We start from the raw sequence: 18,657 nt of genomic DNA, 5'->3' as shown, positions 1-18,657 counted from the left end.
TAAAAAACAAGAATCAACTTTTGTTTCTGGATTTTTTGGCTGAGATATCACTTTCTGACTGGATAAAAAAGCAAAGTTAATTTGCACAGAGTAGATGATTTGCGTCAAGTGTGTGTGAATGGGATGTTGTCACACAACGAAGCTAACGCGCGGTAAATCATTGCATCCGCTGTTTTCAAGTTTACTTGATGAACAGCTCCATTTATATTAAGGAGCAACTATGTTATCATTTTTCAAACTTCCCCAATTAACTGTTCAACGTCTGGTCACCCTTGCTATGGCCATTGCCTTGTCCTTTATCATTGGGAAACTATCCATTCCCATTATTCCTCAGCAGCTGGTAGTCAGCCTGACCTTCATTCCCAATACTATTATCGGAATGATTGCTGGACCTATTTGGAGTTTCATAACTCTAGGGCTGCTTGACATTGTGGACACTCTCTCAGGCAATGCCGGTAATTTTATCATTTGGTGGACTCTTGTAGAAGCCTTCCAAGGACTGCTGTATGGACTTTTTTTCTATGGAAAATCCTTAAGCTGGACTTGTCGGAAAGACTGGCTTCATGTCAGTTTAGCAACGACTGTCATTATGCTTGTCGGAAGCTTCATTTTTACACCATTGCTCATCCAAATTTACTACGGTGTACCCATTATTGCTCAGTTTATCGCTGGCCGCTGGTTAAAAATCTTTGAGATTCCCATTCGTGTCCTTGTGATTATGACCATTATTCCGCAGCTGCAGCGAATTCCTGAATTACAAAAACTAATTCATAAAACATAACCATAAAAATAAAAATCAGAGAACCATCCCATCTCTGATTTTTTATTATAGCCGATTAAATTAAATGACTTTCTCGTTTGGCAAACATTTCTTTTGCCAGCTGGACTAGTGTTTCAATTAATTCCGGATAAGTAAGTCCCATATTTTCCCAAAGCAAAGGGTACATGGACCACTGGGTGAAGCCAGGCATGGTATTTAGTTCATTGAGAAAAATATCTCCCTCAGCTGTCAAAAAGAAGTCACAGCGCGATAAACCGCAGCCTCCCAAAGTTCTGAAAGCTGTCGCAGCGTATGAGCGCATTTTTGCGGCCGTACTGTCATCAACCGTAGCTGGAATAGCCATGGTAATTTTATTATCAATATACTTAGCTTCATAATCATAAAAAGCGACATCTTTGACCACTTCTCCAGGCAAGGTTGTCTGAACGTCCTTATTTCCTAGAATGCCGACTTCGATTTCACGCGCATTGACACCTTGTTCAATTAAAATGCGGCTGTCATATTTCAAAGCAAGTTCAATTGCTGCTCTCAGCTCTGCTTGATGACTGGCCTTAGAAATACCTACGCTTGAGCCCATATTAGCCGGCTTGACAAACACTGGATAAGTCAGTTTAGCTTCGGCTTCAGCCAGTTTAGCTTCTAAGTCTTCCCCTTCAATAAAGGTCACATAGGCCACCTGAGGAATAGAGACATTTTCTAAAACTTGCTTGGTAGTGATCTTGTCCATGGCTACGCTAGAAGCCAACACATTGGTACCCACATAAGGCATTTTTAAAACTTCCAAGAAACCTTGAACCGAGCCATCTTCTCCCATCGGTCCATGAAGGACAGGAAAAACGACAGCTCCTTCTTCATAAATATCACTAGGCTTGATTTTCTGAGAAAGAACAAGAGTGTCGTTGGTCATTAATTTTTCCGAATCTGAAGGCTGACTGCTAAATTCCTGAGTCTTTATAAAATCACCTTTTTGGGTGATGAAATAAGTCTTGACCAAGAATTTATCATAATTCACTGCCCGCATGACACTCTCAGCTGAGAGAACCGAGACATCACGCTCAGCAGAACGGCCACCATATAACAAAATCAGTGTTTCTTTTGACATAAACTACCTTTTCTATTTTTCTCATTTTTCATTTATCATATCATAAAAAAAGAACCTTTTCAAAAAATATTGAAAAGGTTCTTTTTAACAATTAACCAAGCAAAAAGGTGCAGCGTCTGCCGGAAAAAAGCACTACTATAATTCTGTTCTGTTTTCGATGGCACGCAGGAGAGTTACTTCGTCAGCGTATTCAATATCAGAACCGACTGCCAGCCCGCGGGCCAGCCGTGTGACCTTGATTCCAGCTGGTTTTAGCACTCTGGAAATATACATAGCCGTTGCTTCCCCATCTGCTGTTGCATTGGTTGCGATAATAACTTCAGTAATGTCACTATTGTCTCGCAGGCGCGTCAAAAGGCTTTTTAAATTAATATCATCCGGACCAATACCGTTCATGGGAGAGATGAGACCATGCAAAACATGATAGAGGCCATGATATTCCTGAATTTTTTCCATAGCCGACACATCCTTGCTGTCTTCCACCACGAGAATGGTCGAATTATCCCTGCTGTCATCTGTACAAATGCTGCAAGGATCATCATCGGTCAGATTGCCACAAACTGAACAATAAGTCAGCTCCCGCTTAGCAGCCAGAAGATTTTTGGCAAAGTCATTAACATCTTCATCGCTCATGCCAATTGTGTAGAAGGCTAGACGTGTCGCCGTTTTAATCCCAATTCCGGGAAGCTTGGTAAAGCTTTCAATCAATTTAGCTATGGGAGTTGGGTAAAGCATTCTTTTTCCTCACTGTTTCATCGGATTCATTTTTTGGTAAAGGTTGATAATATCGCGGGTAATGGCATGGCTGGTTGTCCCGTGCAAGTCCGTTTCATGCGGCAGAACGACAGCTACAGCAACCTGCGGATTATTGCTGGGAGCATAGGCGACAACATTCAGATTAGACGTGTAAACAGATTTGCCGTCTTCACCAGTGACATAAGCTTCGGCCGTTCCGGTTTTAGCAGAAATAGGAACACTGGCACCTTTAGCAAGAGTTTTCCCTGTCGCATAGCTGCCGCCATTAACAACATTGTAGAAACCATCCTTGATGATAGCCATATTATCACTGGAAATTGGTACCTCATTTAAGACCTTGGTATCAACAGACTGGACTAATTTGCCTAAGCCACCAGTCTTGTTGTTATCATAAATTCCTTCCACCAAATGGGGAGCAATGCGCTTGCCGCCATTGGCAACAGTAGCAGCATACTGAGCCAGCTGCATGGCTGTATAGTTGTCAAACTGACCAAATGATTCTGTCAGGACATTGGCAACATCAAATTTATCCGGTGTGTAGCCTTTCGATTCTCCTGGAAGATCAATCTCAGTTGCCACACCAAGACCATACTGGGCATAGGTTGCCCGCAATTTTTCCATGGCACTCTCATAGCCATCTGTTGACAGTGTCATACCGCTTCGGTAATCCTGTCCCATTAGTTTTAAGGCTAACTGAACCATGTAAGTATTAGACGAATATTCTAAAGACTGGCTGGCTGTCAAAGGAATGGAACCATTGGTAAACCACGATTTAATAGGCTCAGAACCTGCAAACTGAATGGCTTGGTCATTGAGCACCTGATTGCCAGATAAAACACCGTTTTCCCAGCCAGAAGTCAAAGTAGCACCCTTGACAACAGAACCAGGAGTGAAAACTTCGGTAATGGTACCTAGCGCATTAGAGGAAACCTCTCCTGATTTGAGATCATGCTCAAGGCCTGCCATGGACAAGACAGCGCCTGTATTGGGATTTAAGACAACAGCATAAACACCTTCAGAATACTTGGTATTCCCAGCAGCTAATTCTGATTTAAAGTATTGGCTGAGAATCTGCTCAACACCCTTTTGGAATTCCAAATCAATAGTCAGTTTCAAATTCTTACCCTTGGTTCCCTTGGCTGTTGTCTTATTGCTGATAATCTTGCCTTCCTTGTTAACCTTAATAGACTGAACTGTCCGGCTGCCTTGCAGATAATCTTCATATTGCTTTTCCAGATAGGAGGTGCCGACACGGTCATTCAGCGAATAACCTTTTTTAACGTAGTCACTGGCTTCCTCGGCAGGCAGGCCTGTTTTCTGGCTGGACACCTTACCGATAATGGAGGTAATGGAATTTTTATCGGCCTTACGTTCCCAGTCTGTCTTAACCGAAATACCATCCAAATCTGACTTGTTGGTTGCCAGTACGGCAATCTGTTCGGCAGTCAAATCTCCCGTTGTCAAAGAAGCCGTGTTAAAGACCGATGTCGCATTCATCTGGCTAAAAATATAAATAATCTTTTTTTCGTCTTCAGAATACCTAATAGCACTATCCGGCACTGCCTTGACAGCATTAGCATAAACATCTGACTCTTTCAAATTATTGCCGAAATTATCATATTTTTTCTTATCAGGCAGCTTTTTTACCACTTTCTGATAGGTCTTTGGATCTGCCAGATAGTAATCTTTCATCTGACGCTTAGTTACCTTACTTTCTGTAAGGGTGACCATATCTGCCAGCTTTTGCGCATTCTTTTTAATATCCTCAGCAGTCATCGTATTGCTTCTTGTAAAAGCAACCACTTCCTTAACCTCATTTTCCGCTAGCGGAACACCCTTGGCATCATAAATCTGTCCCCGAGGACTGGAAGTTTTTATCGTATAATTCGTTGATTCCGTTAATTTGGCCTTGTAAAATTTAGCATCATAAATTTGCATCTGTGCCAATCTCAGCAGTAAAATCGTAAACAGAGCTACAATGAAGAAAAATAGGAGATTGATTCTGTTAGAGATAAGAACAAAAGTTCTGGACTGATTCTTCTTTGGTTTCTTTAGTTTGCCTACCATTTTTCCTCCTATTTTCATGAAACTACGTCTTTTATTTTATCATAATTTAAGTAAAAACTTGTGACATTTTCTTCAATTCTAGACAAAATTAAAAGTTCCTGCAAAGAAAAAGCAAGGCAAAGCTTCATGCTAAAGTGTTTTAACAGCTGTCTTATTTTTACAAAAACTTAAGCCTTCTACTACAGAAAATGAGATTGGAACATAAGTCCAATCTCACTCTTTATTATGCAAGCTCAAAAGCTTATTCTCCGAGGTAGTACTCAGCAGTAACATTCAATTTGTCATCAAATTCAAATACCAACGGTGGGAAATTAGGAATTTCAACACCCATGATTTCGTCATCTGACAATTGTTTGATATGTTTTACAAGAGCGCGGATAGAGTTACCGTGTGCACCCACAAAAACATTTTTACCATCTTTAAGAGCTGGAGCAATCTTGTCTTCCCAGAATGGAAGAGCGCGTTCCAAAGTTACTTTTAAGTTTTCAGCATCTGGAACAACAGTGTCATCAAGATTAGCATAACGGCGGTCAGTATGTGCAGAGTATTGATCGTCTTTAGCCATAGCTGGTGGCAAAACATCGTAAGAACGACGCCAGATATGAACTTGTTCATCACCAAATTGTTCAGCAGCTTCAGCCTTGTTTTTACCAGTCAAACCACCGTAGTGACGTTCATTCAAGCGCCATGATTTTTCAACAGGCACCCAAAGCTGATCAGAATATTCAAGAGCCAAATTAGTTGTTTTGATAGCTCGTGTCAAAACTGATGTGAAAGCAATATCAAATTCAATGCCTGCTTCTTTAATCAATTTACCAGCATCAATAGCTTGCTGTGTTCCCTTATCTGAAAGATCAACATCAGCCCAGCCAGTAAAAAGGTTAGCCTTGTTCCATTCTGATTCACCATGACGAGCAAATACTAATTTTACCATTAAAGTTCTCCTTTGTTCTTGACCGAATGTCAAATAGTTTACTGTTTTATTTTACAAAAATATCGTGAAAAAATCTACTATATTTTCTAAAAAGATTTGAAAATCCCTTGATTCTGTTACGAATGTCTTAAGGGCCATAAAATATTCTCAAACAGGCTTGCAGCTGCGCATATCTAGTGTTACAATAGAAAAAATTTAACTTTTTGGAGGTCACATGGTTTCAACTCACACAAAAATCGGCACCTTTACTTTTGACAACTGTCTCATGAATGCGGCCGGTGTCTATTGCATGACGCGTAAAGAATTAGACGCTATTGAACAATCTGCGGCAGGGTCATTTGTGACTAAGACCGGCACCCTTGAAGAGCGTGCAGGCAATCCTGAACCGCGTTACGCCGATACGGTTCTAGGTTCTATCAACTCAATGGGGCTTCCCAATAAAGGATTCCAATATTATCTGGACTATGTCATTGAACTGCAAAATCAGCCAGGCAGCAAGAACCACTTCCTCTCGCTCGTTGGTATGTCGCCGGAAGAGACCCATACGATTTTAAAAGAGGTTGAAGCCAGCAGCTACCAAGGTCTAGTCGAACTCAATCTTTCCTGCCCAAATGTTCCTGGCAAACCGCAGATTGCCTATGATTTTGAAACAACCGACCAAATTCTTGCAGAAGTTTTTTCATACTTCACCAAGCCTCTCGGTGTCAAGCTGCCGCCTTATTTTGATATTGTGCATTTTGATCAGGCAGCTGCGATTTTCAATAAATACCCTCTCACTTTTGTCAACTGCATTAACTCTATCGGCAATGGATTAGTCATCGAGGACGAAACAGTCGTTATTAAACCCAAAAACGGCTTTGGCGGTATTGGTGGTGACTATGTTAAGCCAACAGCTCTGGCCAACGTTCACGCTTTTTACAAGCGCCTCAATCCATCTATTCAAATTATCGGAACAGGCGGTGTCAAAACAGGCCGCGATGCTTTTGAACATATTCTCTGTGGTGCCAGCATGATTCAAATCGGAACAGCCCTCCACCAAGAAGGTCCTCAGGTTTTTGAACGTATTACCAGAGAACTTAAAGACATCATGGCAGCCAAAGGCTATGAAAGCTTAGAAGATTTCCGCGGCAAGCTAAATTATATTGACTAATAATTGACTTTCTTAACTCTCAGATTCTTCAGTAATCAGAATCTGAGAGTTTTTCTTGCTTTTTTTAGCCCTAGTTTTGTTATAATGAAGGCAAGAAGCAAAAAAGGAGGTTTAAAATGTCACTACTATTGTCACCTGCTCAAGTCGCAGGACTTTCTCTTAAAAACCGAGTGGTTATGCCGCCAATGTGCATGTACGCTGTTGAAAAAGAAGACGGAAAAGTCACACCTTTTCACCATGCACATTATGGAGCACGTGCCATTGGCCAAGTTGGTCTGATTATTTTAGAGGCGACAGCCGTAGAACCAGATGGCCGTTTAACAAATAATGATTTAGGTATCTGGAGTGATGACCATATTGCGGGGCTGAAGTCTTTGGTAGATGAGCTGCATGCTTTTGGTGCCAAAGTCGGTGTTCAGTTGGGCCATGGCGGTCGAAAAGCTGCTAATGCTATAGACAGGATCGCACCGAGTGCCCTTGCTTACAACCAAGATTATGGAGTTCCGCGCGAAATGACAGTTGCAGATATCAAACGGGTTCAAAACTCTTTTGCAGCAGCAGCTAAGCGCGCCCAAGAAGCTGGCTTTGACTTGATTGAACTCCACGGAGCTCACGGCTATCTCATCAATCAATTCCTTGAGCCCTTAACCAATCATCGCAAGGACAGTTACGGCGGCAGTCTGGAAAACCGCTACCGCTTTGTTCAGGAAATGCTTCCTCACATTAAAGCTAATTTTAGTGGTTCTGTCTGGATCCGCCTGTCCTTGACCGCTTATGATGACAGCGGTATACAAAATACAATTGAGGACTGGCAAAATATCGGACGCTGGCTGGAACGTGACGGTATCGACTGTATTGATGTTTCAACTGGCGGGCTGCTCGATATCCGTCCAAACATTCCCGTTTACGGCGGCTATCAGGCACCTTACACCAGCCGCATGAAAGAAGCTGTTTCCATTCCTGCTACTGCTGTCGGTTTGCTAAATTCTCCAGAATTAGATGAATACCTCTTGCAAACCCAACAGGCTGACCTGATTGAAATCGGTCGGGGCCTGATTCGAAATGTTAATTGGCTGGCAGACGCTGCAGCGATTTTACACGACCACCAGTTTAAGGTTTACAATAATTCCTATGAACGCGGACAGGTCAAATAAAGTGAAAAGCACCTACAGTTATTTTTCTGTGGGTGCTTTCTTTTATGAAAAATCGTCTTTACTGTCCTTGACCGTCTCAGACTGATGCTGCGCTTTTAAGTCAGGAGCCTTCATTGTTTTGCTGACAAAAATAACACTGATCATTTTGGCAAATGAAAATACAATAAGAAAAACGAGAAACAATTTTTCCATAACAGATTTTTCTCCTTTAGTTACAGTACATGCAAGGAATGACTCTTCTAGATTTCTTCAAACGCAGACAGCAGCAAATCATCTGGTTTGTTTAAATTTTTATGTCTTTTTCTCTCTTTTTTGGCATTCCGGACAAAGGCCATATATCAGAAGCTGTGCTCTGGTAATCTCATAACCGGTTTGCTCCTTAGCTTCTTCTTTAATAGGAGAAATATCAGCATCTACAAAATCCGTAATCTTACCGCAGGACTCACAAACAATATGCAGGTGCTCATCACCCATAAAATCAAAATAGGCCGTATTATCATTACTGAGTTTGAGCTCCGCAACAAGGCCTTCGTCTATCAAGACTTTGAGATTGTTATATACGGTCGCTAAACTCATGCTGGGATACTGAGGAAGAAGATCACGATAAATCTGCTCTGCACTTGGGTGATGGTGAGCATTAATCATATAAGCAATAACTGCCTTACGGGTTTCCGTAATACGAATATGCTTTTCTTTGAGGTGTGCCAGCACATGATTATAGGCAGCCTGTTTTGGGTCATTATCATAAAAATGCAGCGCCATTCTTAGTCCCGGCTCCTTTCTATTTATCTTTTTCTATTATACACTATTTTTGTGAGAAGAAGAGACAAGAAGGCTTAAATGACAAGGGATACTGAATTTTTGTTCGGAAATGCACTTTTTACACAAAAAAGCCTGTCGCACAAGCCGAAAAGCTTGCTATGACAGGCTTTAAAAATAATAATTATTTTACAGCGTCTTTAAGAGCTTTACCAGCTTTGAATGCTGGAACTTTAGAAGCTTTGATTTCGATTTCTTCACCTGTTTGAGGGTTGCGACCTTTGCGTGCTGCACGTTCGCGAACTTCAAAGTTACCAAAACCGATAAGTTGCACTTTTTCACCTTTTGCAAGGTATTCAGATACTGCTGAAAAGACAGCGTCAACTGCTGCAGCTGAATCTTTCTTAGTCAATTCAGTAGCTTCTGCCACTTTTGCAATTAAATCTTGTTTGTTAGCCATTTAACAAATCCTCCAATAATTTTATAAGCCTTGTAGGCTTTAACAGATTCTATCATACCTAAAAAACTTATATAGGTCAAGTATTTAATGCTCTTTTAACGGTTTTTCTTTAAAATATCAAAGTTAATTTCATCAGTTGCTAAATTGATAGCCGTTGATTTTAGATAAAGGCCGCTATCATTGTCAATATTTTGCAAATTGATGTTAACAACAGACTTTTGGGGAAGAATTTCAACAAATTTCGGCAGCTTGTAGCTGGATCTGATGTAGCTGAGCACTTCTGCTTCTGGTAGAGGCAGATTTCCTGCCGACAATGAGGTTACTTTAAGCTGAACAGCTCCACTTTTTAGGTGGTAAGGCTCAAAGTAAATATAGAGTGGAACTTCAGCCCCCAAAAGTTTGTAGGTTCCTTGAAATTCAATATTTGTTGATGTTAAACGGACACTATAGTTCAGATCCTTAGACTGATAGTCATTTAAATAGCTAGTCAGCGTCTGGTTAAGTTCGTCCTTAGTTGTTGTAATTGTCCCAACTTTAACCGGATTTGTCACTGTCTGAGCACTTTTTGTATCATTAGGGGAACCTCCCAATACTCGACTGATAATAACTCCCCAAAAAGCAATGTTGAGGGCTAATAAAAGCAAGAAGCCCCACTTCCACCAATTTTGTTTAGTTCCAATTCTTTTTTGTTTCACTGATTTTCTCCATTACTGCTTTTGACATAATCTGATATCCGATATTGTTAGGATGGAAACGATCACCATCAGATAAGACATTATTGGTCACTTTACTAGAATCATCACTGTCTGAAGCTTCAACAGCAGCTTGATTGTTGTCAAGCCCCTTATAAAGCAAATCGTTGATAGGCACAAAATAAACGTTCCTGTATTCTGTCGTGACTTTCTGCGTTCCCTCATTCCAGTTGTCAATAATATCCTGCATCTGCGTTAGGTCTGGAAAATTTAAATAATAAGGATTGTAGATACCAACCACATAAATAGGCAGATGTTTATTATTTTGTCTGGCTAGCTCAATAATTTTTCTAAGATTTTTTTGATAGAGCTTAGCCGGTTTTGTGAAAGAGGAGACTTTTAAGTTGGCCAAATCCTTTCGGATAACTGCCAATACATCATTACCACCGACTGTCAACGTCATCAAATTAGCGTTTGTAAGACTTTTTTGAATCTTTTTTCCCTGAGACATCCGCGTTAGAATCTGCTGGCTAGTATTGCCTGAAACCCCATAATTATTGCTGGATACTTCATAACGATAGCTCGTTTGCAGCTCCTGGGACAGCAGTGGAATGAAACCACCCTGCTCAGTTGTATCGCCAACACCTTCTGTCAAGGAATCACCGATAGCTACATAATTAAAAGCCCTTGATTTTTTTACAGAGGATCTATGCCCTAGATGTTTAACAGCAGGATCTTTTGCCGGAATCAAAAAGTAAAACAGCAGACTGAAAACAAGAAGGCTTGCAAGAAAAAAAGCAAGTCCTTGAGAGAATCTCTTATTCATAGTGCACCATCACCGCAAAAGCCCCTTCTCCTGTATGAGTTTGAATGACCGAACCTGTTTCCAAAACAGCAATTTCTTTTTCAACATGAGCCTTTAGTTTGTCTTTGAGACTGTTGGCAAGTTCAGCAGTTCCTGAATAAGAAATACCAATCTCAGCAATTTTTCGGTCTTTAATGTGAACAATGAAACTATCCAGCCATTTATTAAAGGTCTTATTGCCCCGTCCTTTAGCAACTGGATTCAAGGCATGATTTTTTAATTCCATGACAACTCTGATATTAAGCAGAGAACTAAGGAGTCCTGTCACACGGCCAATACGACCGCCTTTAACGAGATTTTCCAAGGTAGATACACCAATGAAAAGCTCTGTTTTCTTTTTGACTTCTTCGACCTTGGTCAAAACTTCTTCCAGACTGCTTCCTGCTTTGGCTGCTTGAGCAGCGGCAACTACTTGGAATTTCATAGCCTGATCTGTAAAAGCAGAGTCTAATACCGTGACATTTGCTCCAGCAATATTAGCTCCCTGACGTGAAGCCTCAACTGTCCCTGATAAGGCATGGGTAATATGGATGGCAACAATCTGCTCTGCTCCTTCTTTAAGAAGGCGTTCATAAGTTTCCGCAAACAAGCCAACTGGCGGCTGGCTGGTCTTAGGAAGCGCCTTGCTGTTTTTAGCCAGAGCGCGAAACTTGCCTTCTTCCTTAAGATTATCATCGGAATAAACAACACCATCTACCATAACCGTTAGAGGAACCACAGTAATATCTAATTCTTTAACCAGATTTGGTTCAATGGTAATCGAAGAATCAGTGACAATTTTTATCTTGCTCATTTTCTATCCTGTTTCATTAGCTTTCTAATTTTATAGTATCGTTTTTATTATACCAAATAATCATCTTTAAGGGAATTTTTATGAAAGAAATTCATGCAATATTTCAAGGTCTTGAAGCATTTAACAAGCAATTCTTTCTATAAATATTAAGAAGACGTCAAAAATACCCCTAAAGCTAATGGTTAAGTGCAGCTTTAGAGGTATCATTGGTGATTTTTAGTCATTATTTTTTCAGCAGTTCTTTGGCCTGTTGACGAGCAGCTGGAGTGATATTGTCCCCTGCCAGCATTTTGGCAATTTCTTCAACTCGTTCATCTGGAGTTAGGAGACGGACAGTAGAAACGGTAGAGTCCTCGCTGCTTTTCTTTTCAATGAAATATTGATAATCACTGACAGCAATAACCTGCGGCAAGTGCGAAATAGCCAAAACCTGTCCATGGCTGCCAATCTTGTAGATTTTTTGGGCGATAGCCTGTGCTACACGGCCTGAAACTCCTGTATCAACCTCATCAAAAACAATACTGGTCTTATCTTCACGGCGGGAGAAAGCTGATTTAATGGCCAGCATCAAGCGAGAAAGTTCTCCTCCAGAAGCGACTTTAACCAAGGGCTTAAAACCTTCTCCTGGATTAGCTGAAATATAAAATTCAATGATTTCATTTCCTTCGCGGTTAAATTTTCCCTTTGAAAAGACGACTTTGAAATCAGCTTTATCCATGTAAAGATCCTTTAATTCCTGCTTGATTTCTTTAGATAGATAATCTGCAATATCTCGGCGTTTCTGACTGAGCTCTGCTGCCTTGGCCACTAAAGACTGTTCTAATGATTTTAAATCCTTTTCAATATCATCAACGAACAGATCATTTCCTGTCAAGTGATTGTATTCCTTGGTGATATTAGCAAAATAGTCTAAAACATCATCCACAGAACCACCATATTTGCGGGTAATCGTATTGATGGTATCCAGCCGCGCTTCAATTCCAGCCAAAGCATTGACATCGAAATCTAAATCATCTAAGATATCGCCCAAGCGCCTGGTCACATCTTCCAAAACATAGTAAGACTCGGTGAGACTGTCAGATAGTTCTTTGTAGTCAGTATCGTATTCTTCCAAACTTTGCAAATCATTCATAGCAGAACGGACATTGGCTAGGCTTGAGAAATCATCATTATCCAGCAGAACATAGGCATTAGTCAGGGTATCAACAATGAGCTTATGATTCATGAGCTTATCCCGCTCTTTTTGCAGTTTTTGATCTTCACCAGATTTGAGAGCTGCTGCTTCAATTTCAGCTATCTGATACTCCAGCATTTCAATTCGTGCTTGGTGTTCTTGTTCGTTTTTCCTCTTGTCCAAAACACGTTTGCGCAGACTTTTATAACGATCAAATAAATCTTGATAGGTCTCTTTGACTGCCTGAAAAGCCTCATCTCCAAATGCATCTAACAGCTGAATATGCTTTTGCGGACGCATGAGCTCTTCTTGATCATGCTGGCCGTGAATATCAACCAAATACTGGCCTACTGCACGCAAAGTGCTCAAATTGACCATTTGACCGTTGATACGGCTAATACTGCGGCCATTTTGCAAAATCTCCCGACGGATAATCAATTCATCAGAATACTCTATTCCATTTTCTTGCAAAAGCTGCTCCAAAAACGGATTGGCATCAATGGAGAAAAAGCCCTCAATCTCTGCCTTAGTGCTGCCATGACGAATAACTTCCGTGTTAGCTCTGCTGCCCAGCATCATATTCATGGCATCAATAATAATGGATTTTCCTGCGCCTGTTTCACCGGTTAGAACGGTCATCCCCTTCTCAAAGCTGAGTGAGATTTCTTTAATAATGGCAAAGTTTTTTATAGCAATTTCTAAAAGCATACTCACTCCTTTTTTCGTCTAATTCATCCAGGAATTAATCTCCCGACGAATACTAGCACTGTCCTTAGGACTTTTGGCAATTAATAGCAGGCTGTCATCATCAGCAATCAGACTGAAAATAAGCCCCTTAAACTGCTGCAGCAAAAAACGCTTAAGCAGATAGCTGGTACCTGGAACAACATCAATATGAAGGTAATTTTCTAAACCGACTGCTGGCTCTGAAATGGATTTTATGGAACTTTCTTCTGGCTTAGGAACAGACGTTTCTTTTCTGCCAGTTCCTTTAGACAGTCCATAAACATAACGGCCGTTTGAAGCCGGCACTTTGATAATTCCTACTTCATTAATATCGCGGGAAATAGTTGCCTGAGTTGCCTGCAACCCCTCTTTTTTCAATAATCCAACCAGTTCGTTTTGAGTTTCAATATCATTTTCTAAAACAATTTTTTTAATTAATTCTAAACGTTCACGCTTTTTCATCTTTTTTAAATTCCTCGTGTGCTTGGTTAACAAGAGCCTCAATGCTTGATGCCGCCTTGTTTTCAGGATGGTTTGATTTTTCTAAATGGGCTAAAAATTCAATATTGCCATGTCCCCCTTGAATGGGTGAAAAATCTAGATTCCTGACGGTAAATCCATACTCTGTCGCAAATGCTGGTACCTTTTCTAAGACATTTTTATGAATTTTTTTGTCCTTGACAATTCCATGCTTGCCAATCTGTTCGCGCCCCGCCTCAAATTGCGGCTTGATTAAGGCAACAACCTGCCCGCCATCTGCTAAAATACTGGCTAAGGCTGGTAATATCAAGGACAGGGAAATGAAACTGACATCAATGGAAGCAAAAGCCGGCTGCCCCTGCTTAAAATCCTTGGGTTCTGCATAGCGAAAATTATACTGCTCCATGCTCAGCACGCGCTCATCCTGACGCAGCTTCCAAACCAATTGATTAGTGCCAACATCAACAGCATAAACAAGCTTGGCACCATTTTGCAGCATAACATCTGTAAATCCTCCTGTCGAGGCACCAATATCAAGGGTTATCAGATTGTCCACTGAAAGCGAAAAAACATTTAAGGCTTTTTCCAATTTTAGTCCGCCGCGGCTGACATATTTTAACTTTTCGCCCTTTAATTTTAATTCGACAGCTGCATCAATTTTTTCACCAGGTTTATCATAACGTTCCCCATTGATGACATTGACAACCAAACCAGCCATAACTCCTCGTTTAGCCTGTTCTCTGGTAGCAAAAAGTCCCTGTTTATAGGCCAGAACATCCACTCTTTCCTTAGGCATGGAGACGCAACCTTTCTATTATCGTTTTAATTCCATCAGCATTAAACTGCAACTCTGCAGTTAATTCTTGAAAAATAGCCTGGGCTTGATTAAGAGCATCTTCTAAAATATCGTAAGACTTATCCAGTCCCAAAAGACTGGGATAGGTTGATTTTTCAGCAGCCAAATCCTTTTGCGGTGTTTTGCCTATTTCAGCAAATTCTGCTGTTACATCCAAAATATCATCACGTACCTGAAAGGCTAGGCCAACCAATTCTCCTGCTCGACGAAGTTGACTAATAGCTTTTTCCGGCAGCTCTGCTACAATGCCCGCAGCTACAAAAGGAAAGGTTAAGAGTTTCCCTGTCTTATTGGCATGAATCTTGGCTAAATCAGTCAAATCCAGCTGAACGTGTTCGCCCTTAATATCCAGCATCTGACCGCCCACCATACCATAGGTGCCTGAAGCGTCTGATAATTCGGCTACCAAGCGTATTTTGATCTTATCTGCTAAGTCAGCCTTGGCCAGCAAACCAAAAGGGTCCAGAAAAAGACTGTCGCCCGCTAGAATCGCTGTTGCTTCGTCAAATTTTTTATGATTGGTCAGCTGTCCCCGCCTGTAATCATCATTATCCATAGCAGGCAGATCATCATGAATGAGGCTGCCCGTGTGAATCATCTCCAAACTTGCCGCCACTTGATAGTGAGCTGCTGTTAAGTTCAAACCAAAGCCTTGCAGAATCTCCAAAAACAGCAAAGGTCTAATCCGCTTGCCGCCTGCATGAATGGAGTACAAGACAGCATCAATAAGATCTTTGGAGACAGCCTCTTGAGCATAGTAGTCCTGCAGCGCTTGGTCAATTTTTTTAATCTTCTTATCCACAGTTAGTCCATTTCCGCTTCGCTGCCATCAGCTTGCATAACCTTTACCAAGGTCTTTTCAGCTGATTCCAATGTTTTTTGCAAATCCTTAGAAAGCACCATGCCCTTTTGAAATTCAGCAATGGCTTCTTCCAGAGGGACATCACCGTTTTCGAGTTTCCCAACAATCTCCTCTAATTCCTGTAAATTTTCTTCAAATGTTTTCTTCTTGTTCGACATTTTCTACCTCCACTTGAACGTGTCCGTCCTTCATTGCCAGACTGAGATGATCTCCTTTTTTAAGGTCTTTAGCTGACTGAATAATCTGATCGTCCTTTTGGACAATAGCATAGCCCCGTGCAACAATTCGCTTTGTATCCAGAGACAGCAGCGCATCCTGTGCCTTTTCAAAGCGGGCTAATTTACTGTCATACTGGCTAGTCATGTGGCTTAGGAGCAGACGCTGAGTTTGTTTTAATTGTTCTTGGTATCGTTTGATTGTTCCTGACAGATCAAGAGACAGCAAACGCTGCCTTAAAAGCTTTTCTTCTCGGTCGTGGACATCGTAAGTCTGCTGTACTTTGGTTAGCAAGCGTGTCTTCAGATGATCCAGCTTTTGAACATAAGCATCATAGAGCCTTTCCGGCTGCCTGAAAATAACAGAATGCTGCAGTTTCTTCAGCTGTTCATCCTTTTGCCGAATCAAGCGCATAACAGCCTGATAAGAGCGCATCTGCCTTTCCTGAAGAAAGGCCAGCAAATCGGCCTTGGTCACAGGTGTTGCCAATTCAGCTGCTGCCGTTGGTGTTGCTGCTCTGCGATCTGCCGTAAAATCGGCCAAGGTTGTATCTGTTTCATGCCCGACACTGGAAATAATTGGCAGCTGTGAATCAAAAATAGCCTGCACCACCATTTCCTCATTGAAGGCCCAGAGATCTTCAATGGATCCACCGCCACGGCCGACAATGAGCAGGTCTAAATCATCACGCTCATTAGCCAAACGAATCTTGTCAGCCACTTCCTGCGCAGCTCCCTCGCCCTGTACCTTGGTTGGAAAAAGCAAGATATTAACTCCGGGGAATCGGCGCGAGACTGTGGTGATAATATCTCTGATAACTGCACCGCTAGGACTGGTGACAACACCAATCTTTTTGACAAAACGCGGCAGAAGCTGCTTATGACGCTCATCAAAATAACCGGCCTCAGCCAGCTTTTTCTTGAGCTGTTCAAACTGAACCGCCAAGGCACCAACGCCATCTGGCTCTGCTTTTTCAATGATGATGGAATACGAGCCCGATGGCTCATAAAGTTGCACGCGGCCAATGACATTAATCTTCATGCCTTCTTCCAGCTCAAAACCAAGTTTTTGGTAAATACCGCTCCACATGGTCGCCTGAATGACAGCTTTTTCATCTTTGAGCGAAAAATACTGATGTTTAGGCCGTTTTCTAAAATTGGAAACCTGACCTGTCAGATAAACCCGCTCCAAATAAGGATCACGGTCAAATTTCAGCTTCAAATATTTAGTCAAAGATGACACCGATAAATATTCAGCCATGTAACTCCTTTCCTAGGATATCAGGTCTTGGATCTGCCTCAGCTATCCAAACTGCATAGTAATACAATTATAGCAAAAAATACAGAATTTAGCAGACCTTAGACAGGAAAAAAGCTGCCCTAAAAACACTGGGGCAGCTCTGTGTATATATGTGCATATAAAAATTATTTTGCTGATAAGAACCAACTGAAATTTTATGGCTATCCTTGTTTCTTAATTGTCAGCTTCTGACAAATTGCGCTTGAAAATAGAAAAGAATACGTTTACAATATAAGATAGAATAGAAATGGATGGTTATATGGAAAAAGTTATTATTTTTGATATGGACGGTGTTATTGTTGACTCAGAATACACCTTTTTTGAAACTAAAACACAGATACTGCGCGATGAAGGGATTGACGTAGATGAATCTCATCAGTATCAATACATGGGAACTACTTTTGAATTCATGTGGCAGCAAATGAAAGATGAATTTAACCTGCCAAAATCAGTGGCCGAATACATAGCCGACATGAATGCGCGTCGGGATGCCTTGATGGCACGGGACGGAGTAAGGCCCATCAAAGGTGTTAAAGACTTAATCCACTGGCTCAAAGACCATGGCTACCGCTTAGCAGTAGCATCTTCTTCTCCCTTGCAAGAGATTAAACGCGCTTTAACAGAACTTGAACTGGCAGACTGCTTTGATTATATGGTAACTAGCGAAGAGGTCCCTCATTCAAAACCGGCTCCAGATGTTTTCTTATACGCCGCCCAGCTCTTACAGGCTCAACCGACTGACTGTATTGTCATAGAAGACACCAAAAACGGCACCCGCGCTGCTAAAGCTGCGAATATGTATTGTTTTGGTTTTGCCAATCCAGACTACCCCGCTCAGGATCTAAGCGCAGCTGATCAACTAATTACAGACTACAATGACCTTTACCAGTATCTGAAAGACTAGGATCTTGGCTGCAGTATTTTCACTGTGACAGAGAATCCTCGCTCATTTCTTTCATCCACTTTGGCAGTTCTTTGCTGATCCTTGTGGGTAAAACAACATAAGCCTTTTGTGCCAAAGCTTGGGCAATAGCAGAGTGAAGGTAGGCGGCCGCTGCAGTTGTTTCAAAAAGATCCGATTTAAATTGGGCGGCAAAACCTGCTATCATGCCAGCCAGAGTATCTCCCATGCCGCCAGTCGCTTGATAGGGACCGCCGACGCGAAGCTCTCCGACACGATTGCCTTGATAAATTTTAGTGCGATGCGATTTGGCAACCAGAATGGTTCCTTTGGGAAAATGAGCCAGCGCTGCCTGTGTTGCTTTTTTCGTTTGCTCTGAAATTACAAGACCAGACAGCCTTTCCCATTCTTTTTGATGAGGAGTGAGAATAATGTTCTTAGTTGGCCATTGAATGCTGGCTTTTTTGGCCAGCAGGTTTAGAGCTGACCCATCTATAATCAGAGTTTGCTTGGGCTTGACAGTCTTCCACACCGCATCAAAAGTCTTTTGAGCTAATTCATCTTCAGCCAAGCCTGGTCCAATAAGAATAACATCAGCCGCAGCTGTCAGTTCTGACAGGCGGTTTTTTT

At 41.5% G+C, this 18,657-nt stretch carries 21 protein-coding genes and 1 riboswitch; of the genes, 4 read left to right on the top strand and 17 right to left on the bottom strand.

What is annotated here, in order from left to right; all coding sequences use genetic code 11:
- The first annotated feature begins 84 nt into the window (after nucleotides 1-84).
- Nucleotides 85-174: riboswitch (THF riboswitch) on the top strand.
- A gap of 46 nt (nucleotides 175-220) precedes the next feature.
- Complete coding sequence (locus SCSH_RS04660) at nucleotides 221-781, top strand: folate family ECF transporter S component (protein ID WP_057490728.1); 561 nt, start codon at nucleotides 221-223, stop codon at nucleotides 779-781.
- A gap of 55 nt (nucleotides 782-836) precedes the next feature.
- Here the strand turns inward: SCSH_RS04660 and SCSH_RS04655 are convergent, their stop codons facing one another.
- The 4 genes from SCSH_RS04655 to SCSH_RS04640 form a co-directional block, all read right to left on the bottom strand.
- Nucleotides 837-1,883 (bottom strand): D-alanine--D-alanine ligase, encoded by a 1,047-nt coding sequence (locus tag SCSH_RS04655; protein WP_057490727.1) that lies wholly within the window; start codon nucleotides 1,881-1,883, stop codon nucleotides 837-839.
- Nucleotides 1,884-2,018: 135 nt separating this feature from the next.
- Nucleotides 2,019-2,618 (bottom strand): recombination mediator RecR, encoded by a 600-nt coding sequence (gene recR, locus SCSH_RS04650; protein WP_003089271.1) that lies wholly within the window; start codon nucleotides 2,616-2,618, stop codon nucleotides 2,019-2,021.
- Nucleotides 2,619-2,627: 9 nt separating this feature from the next.
- On the bottom strand, nucleotides 2,628-4,706 hold the full coding sequence (gene pbp2b, locus SCSH_RS04645) for a penicillin-binding protein PBP2B (protein WP_057490726.1): 2,079 nt from the start codon (nucleotides 4,704-4,706) through the stop codon (nucleotides 2,628-2,630).
- 241 nt (nucleotides 4,707-4,947) lie between these two features.
- Complete coding sequence (locus tag SCSH_RS04640; RefSeq protein WP_057490725.1) at nucleotides 4,948-5,640, bottom strand: phosphoglycerate mutase; 693 nt, start codon at nucleotides 5,638-5,640, stop codon at nucleotides 4,948-4,950.
- Between the two features lie 214 nt (nucleotides 5,641-5,854).
- Between SCSH_RS04640 and SCSH_RS04635 the strand changes: the two genes are divergently transcribed.
- Together SCSH_RS04635 and SCSH_RS04630 are read left to right on the top strand one after the other, a co-directional pair.
- Entirely contained in the window at nucleotides 5,855-6,790 is a 936-nt protein-coding gene (locus SCSH_RS04635) for a dihydroorotate oxidase (protein ID WP_057490724.1), read from the top strand.
- Nucleotides 6,791-6,906: 116 nt separating this feature from the next.
- Nucleotides 6,907-7,944, top strand: a complete 1,038-nt coding sequence (locus SCSH_RS04630) for an oxidoreductase (RefSeq protein WP_057490723.1) — start codon at nucleotides 6,907-6,909, stop codon at nucleotides 7,942-7,944.
- 42 nt (nucleotides 7,945-7,986) lie between these two features.
- Here the strand turns inward: SCSH_RS04630 and SCSH_RS11245 are convergent, their stop codons facing one another.
- The 12 genes from SCSH_RS11245 to xseA all read right to left on the bottom strand — a co-directional run bounded on the left by SCSH_RS11245 (nucleotide 7,987) and on the right by xseA (nucleotide 17,087).
- Nucleotides 7,987-8,136: a hypothetical protein gene (locus tag SCSH_RS11245; RefSeq protein WP_193743681.1), complete on the bottom strand. Its 150-nt coding sequence runs from the start codon at nucleotides 8,134-8,136 to the stop codon at nucleotides 7,987-7,989.
- A 99-nt stretch (nucleotides 8,137-8,235) separates the two neighbouring features.
- On the bottom strand, nucleotides 8,236-8,706 hold the full coding sequence (locus SCSH_RS04625) for a Fur family transcriptional regulator (RefSeq protein ID WP_057490722.1): 471 nt from the start codon (nucleotides 8,704-8,706) through the stop codon (nucleotides 8,236-8,238).
- A gap of 181 nt (nucleotides 8,707-8,887) precedes the next feature.
- Nucleotides 8,888-9,163, bottom strand: a complete 276-nt coding sequence (hbs, locus tag SCSH_RS04620; protein ID WP_027975724.1) for a non-specific DNA-binding protein Hbs — start codon at nucleotides 9,161-9,163, stop codon at nucleotides 8,888-8,890.
- Nucleotides 9,164-9,258: 95 nt separating this feature from the next.
- Entirely contained in the window at nucleotides 9,259-9,858 is a 600-nt protein-coding gene (locus SCSH_RS04615) for a YpmS family protein (RefSeq protein WP_057490721.1), read from the bottom strand.
- Entirely contained in the window at nucleotides 9,833-10,681 is an 849-nt protein-coding gene (locus SCSH_RS04610) for an SGNH/GDSL hydrolase family protein (protein ID WP_057490720.1), read from the bottom strand. Before SCSH_RS04610 ends, SCSH_RS04615 begins: the two co-directional genes overlap by 26 nt.
- On the bottom strand, nucleotides 10,674-11,513 hold the full coding sequence (locus SCSH_RS04605; protein WP_057490719.1) for a DegV family protein: 840 nt from the start codon (nucleotides 11,511-11,513) through the stop codon (nucleotides 10,674-10,676). Before SCSH_RS04605 ends, SCSH_RS04610 begins: the two co-directional genes overlap by 8 nt.
- Nucleotides 11,514-11,736: 223 nt before the next feature.
- Nucleotides 11,737-13,395, bottom strand: coding sequence for a DNA repair protein RecN (gene recN / locus SCSH_RS04600; RefSeq protein ID WP_057490718.1), 1,659 nt, complete (start codon nucleotides 13,393-13,395; stop codon nucleotides 11,737-11,739).
- Between the two features lie 18 nt (nucleotides 13,396-13,413).
- A complete protein-coding gene (locus SCSH_RS04595) occupies nucleotides 13,414-13,875 on the bottom strand; it encodes an arginine repressor (RefSeq protein WP_057490717.1) in 462 nt (153 codons plus the stop codon).
- Nucleotides 13,862-14,689, bottom strand: a complete 828-nt coding sequence (locus SCSH_RS04590) for a TlyA family RNA methyltransferase (RefSeq protein WP_057490716.1) — start codon at nucleotides 14,687-14,689, stop codon at nucleotides 13,862-13,864. The genes SCSH_RS04595 and SCSH_RS04590 overlap by 14 nt, the downstream gene beginning before the upstream one ends.
- Nucleotides 14,682-15,551 carry a polyprenyl synthetase family protein gene (locus SCSH_RS04585; protein ID WP_057490715.1) on the bottom strand — a complete coding sequence of 290 codons (870 nt, stop codon included), beginning with the start codon at nucleotides 15,549-15,551 and terminating at the stop codon, nucleotides 14,682-14,684. Before SCSH_RS04585 ends, SCSH_RS04590 begins: the two co-directional genes overlap by 8 nt.
- Nucleotides 15,552-15,553: 2 nt before the next feature.
- Nucleotides 15,554-15,769, bottom strand: a complete 216-nt coding sequence (locus tag SCSH_RS04580) for an exodeoxyribonuclease VII small subunit (RefSeq protein ID WP_027975732.1) — start codon at nucleotides 15,767-15,769, stop codon at nucleotides 15,554-15,556.
- A complete protein-coding gene (xseA, locus tag SCSH_RS04575; RefSeq protein ID WP_057490714.1) occupies nucleotides 15,744-17,087 on the bottom strand; it encodes an exodeoxyribonuclease VII large subunit in 1,344 nt (447 codons plus the stop codon). Before xseA ends, SCSH_RS04580 begins: the two co-directional genes overlap by 26 nt.
- A gap of 298 nt (nucleotides 17,088-17,385) precedes the next feature.
- Here xseA and SCSH_RS04570 point away from each other — a divergent pair, with 298 nt between their 5' ends.
- Nucleotides 17,386-18,030: an HAD family hydrolase gene (locus SCSH_RS04570; RefSeq protein ID WP_057490748.1), complete on the top strand. Its 645-nt coding sequence runs from the start codon at nucleotides 17,386-17,388 to the stop codon at nucleotides 18,028-18,030.
- Nucleotides 18,031-18,049: 19 nt separating this feature from the next.
- Here the strand turns inward: SCSH_RS04570 and SCSH_RS04565 are convergent.
- Nucleotides 18,050-18,657, bottom strand: a 608-nt coding sequence (locus SCSH_RS04565; protein ID WP_057490713.1) for an NAD(P)H-hydrate dehydratase, incomplete at its 5' end; no start/stop codon positions are given.

It is taken from the genome of Streptococcus orisasini (assembly GCF_001431045.1).
Lineage (GTDB): Bacteria > Bacillota > Bacilli > Lactobacillales > Streptococcaceae > Streptococcus > Streptococcus orisasini.
The sequence above is the reverse complement of the archived record's forward strand: the minus strand, read 5'-3'. Positions and strand labels throughout refer to the sequence as shown.

Bases quoted from the DNA above. Each gene is read 5' to 3' on its own strand.
- SCSH_RS04640 (WP_057490725.1), bottom strand. From the start codon at position 5,640: ATGGTAAAATTAGTATTTGCTCGTCATGGTGAATCAGAATGGAACAAG.
- SCSH_RS04605 (WP_057490719.1), bottom strand. From the start codon at position 11,513: ATGAGCAAGATAAAAATTGTCACTGATTCTTCGATTACCATTGAACCA.
- hbs (WP_027975724.1), bottom strand. From the start codon at position 9,163: ATGGCTAACAAACAAGATTTAATTGCAAAAGTGGCAGAAGCTACTGAA.
- SCSH_RS04635 (WP_057490724.1), top strand. From the start codon at position 5,855: ATGGTTTCAACTCACACAAAAATCGGCACCTTTACTTTTGACAACTGT.
- SCSH_RS04570 (WP_057490748.1), top strand. From the start codon at position 17,386: ATGGAAAAAGTTATTATTTTTGATATGGACGGTGTTATTGTTGACTCA.
- SCSH_RS04580 (WP_027975732.1), bottom strand. From the start codon at position 15,769: ATGTCGAACAAGAAGAAAACATTTGAAGAAAATTTACAGGAATTAGAG.
- SCSH_RS04610 (WP_057490720.1), bottom strand. From the start codon at position 10,681: ATGAATAAGAGATTCTCTCAAGGACTTGCTTTTTTTCTTGCAAGCCTT.
- SCSH_RS11245 (WP_193743681.1), bottom strand. From the start codon at position 8,136: ATGGAAAAATTGTTTCTCGTTTTTCTTATTGTATTTTCATTTGCCAAA.
- SCSH_RS04595 (WP_057490717.1), bottom strand. From the start codon at position 13,875: ATGAAAAAGCGTGAACGTTTAGAATTAATTAAAAAAATTGTTTTAGAA.
- recR (WP_003089271.1), bottom strand. From the start codon at position 2,618: ATGCTTTACCCAACTCCCATAGCTAAATTGATTGAAAGCTTTACCAAG.
- SCSH_RS04630 (WP_057490723.1), top strand. From the start codon at position 6,907: ATGTCACTACTATTGTCACCTGCTCAAGTCGCAGGACTTTCTCTTAAA.
- pbp2b (WP_057490726.1), bottom strand. From the start codon at position 4,706: ATGGTAGGCAAACTAAAGAAACCAAAGAAGAATCAGTCCAGAACTTTT.
- xseA (WP_057490714.1), bottom strand. From the start codon at position 17,087: ATGGCTGAATATTTATCGGTGTCATCTTTGACTAAATATTTGAAGCTG.
- SCSH_RS04660 (WP_057490728.1), top strand. From the start codon at position 221: ATGTTATCATTTTTCAAACTTCCCCAATTAACTGTTCAACGTCTGGTC.
- SCSH_RS04655 (WP_057490727.1), bottom strand. From the start codon at position 1,883: ATGTCAAAAGAAACACTGATTTTGTTATATGGTGGCCGTTCTGCTGAG.
- SCSH_RS04590 (WP_057490716.1), bottom strand. From the start codon at position 14,689: ATGCCTAAGGAAAGAGTGGATGTTCTGGCCTATAAACAGGGACTTTTT.
- recN (WP_057490718.1), bottom strand. From the start codon at position 13,395: ATGCTTTTAGAAATTGCTATAAAAAACTTTGCCATTATTAAAGAAATC.
- SCSH_RS04625 (WP_057490722.1), bottom strand. From the start codon at position 8,706: ATGGCGCTGCATTTTTATGATAATGACCCAAAACAGGCTGCCTATAAT.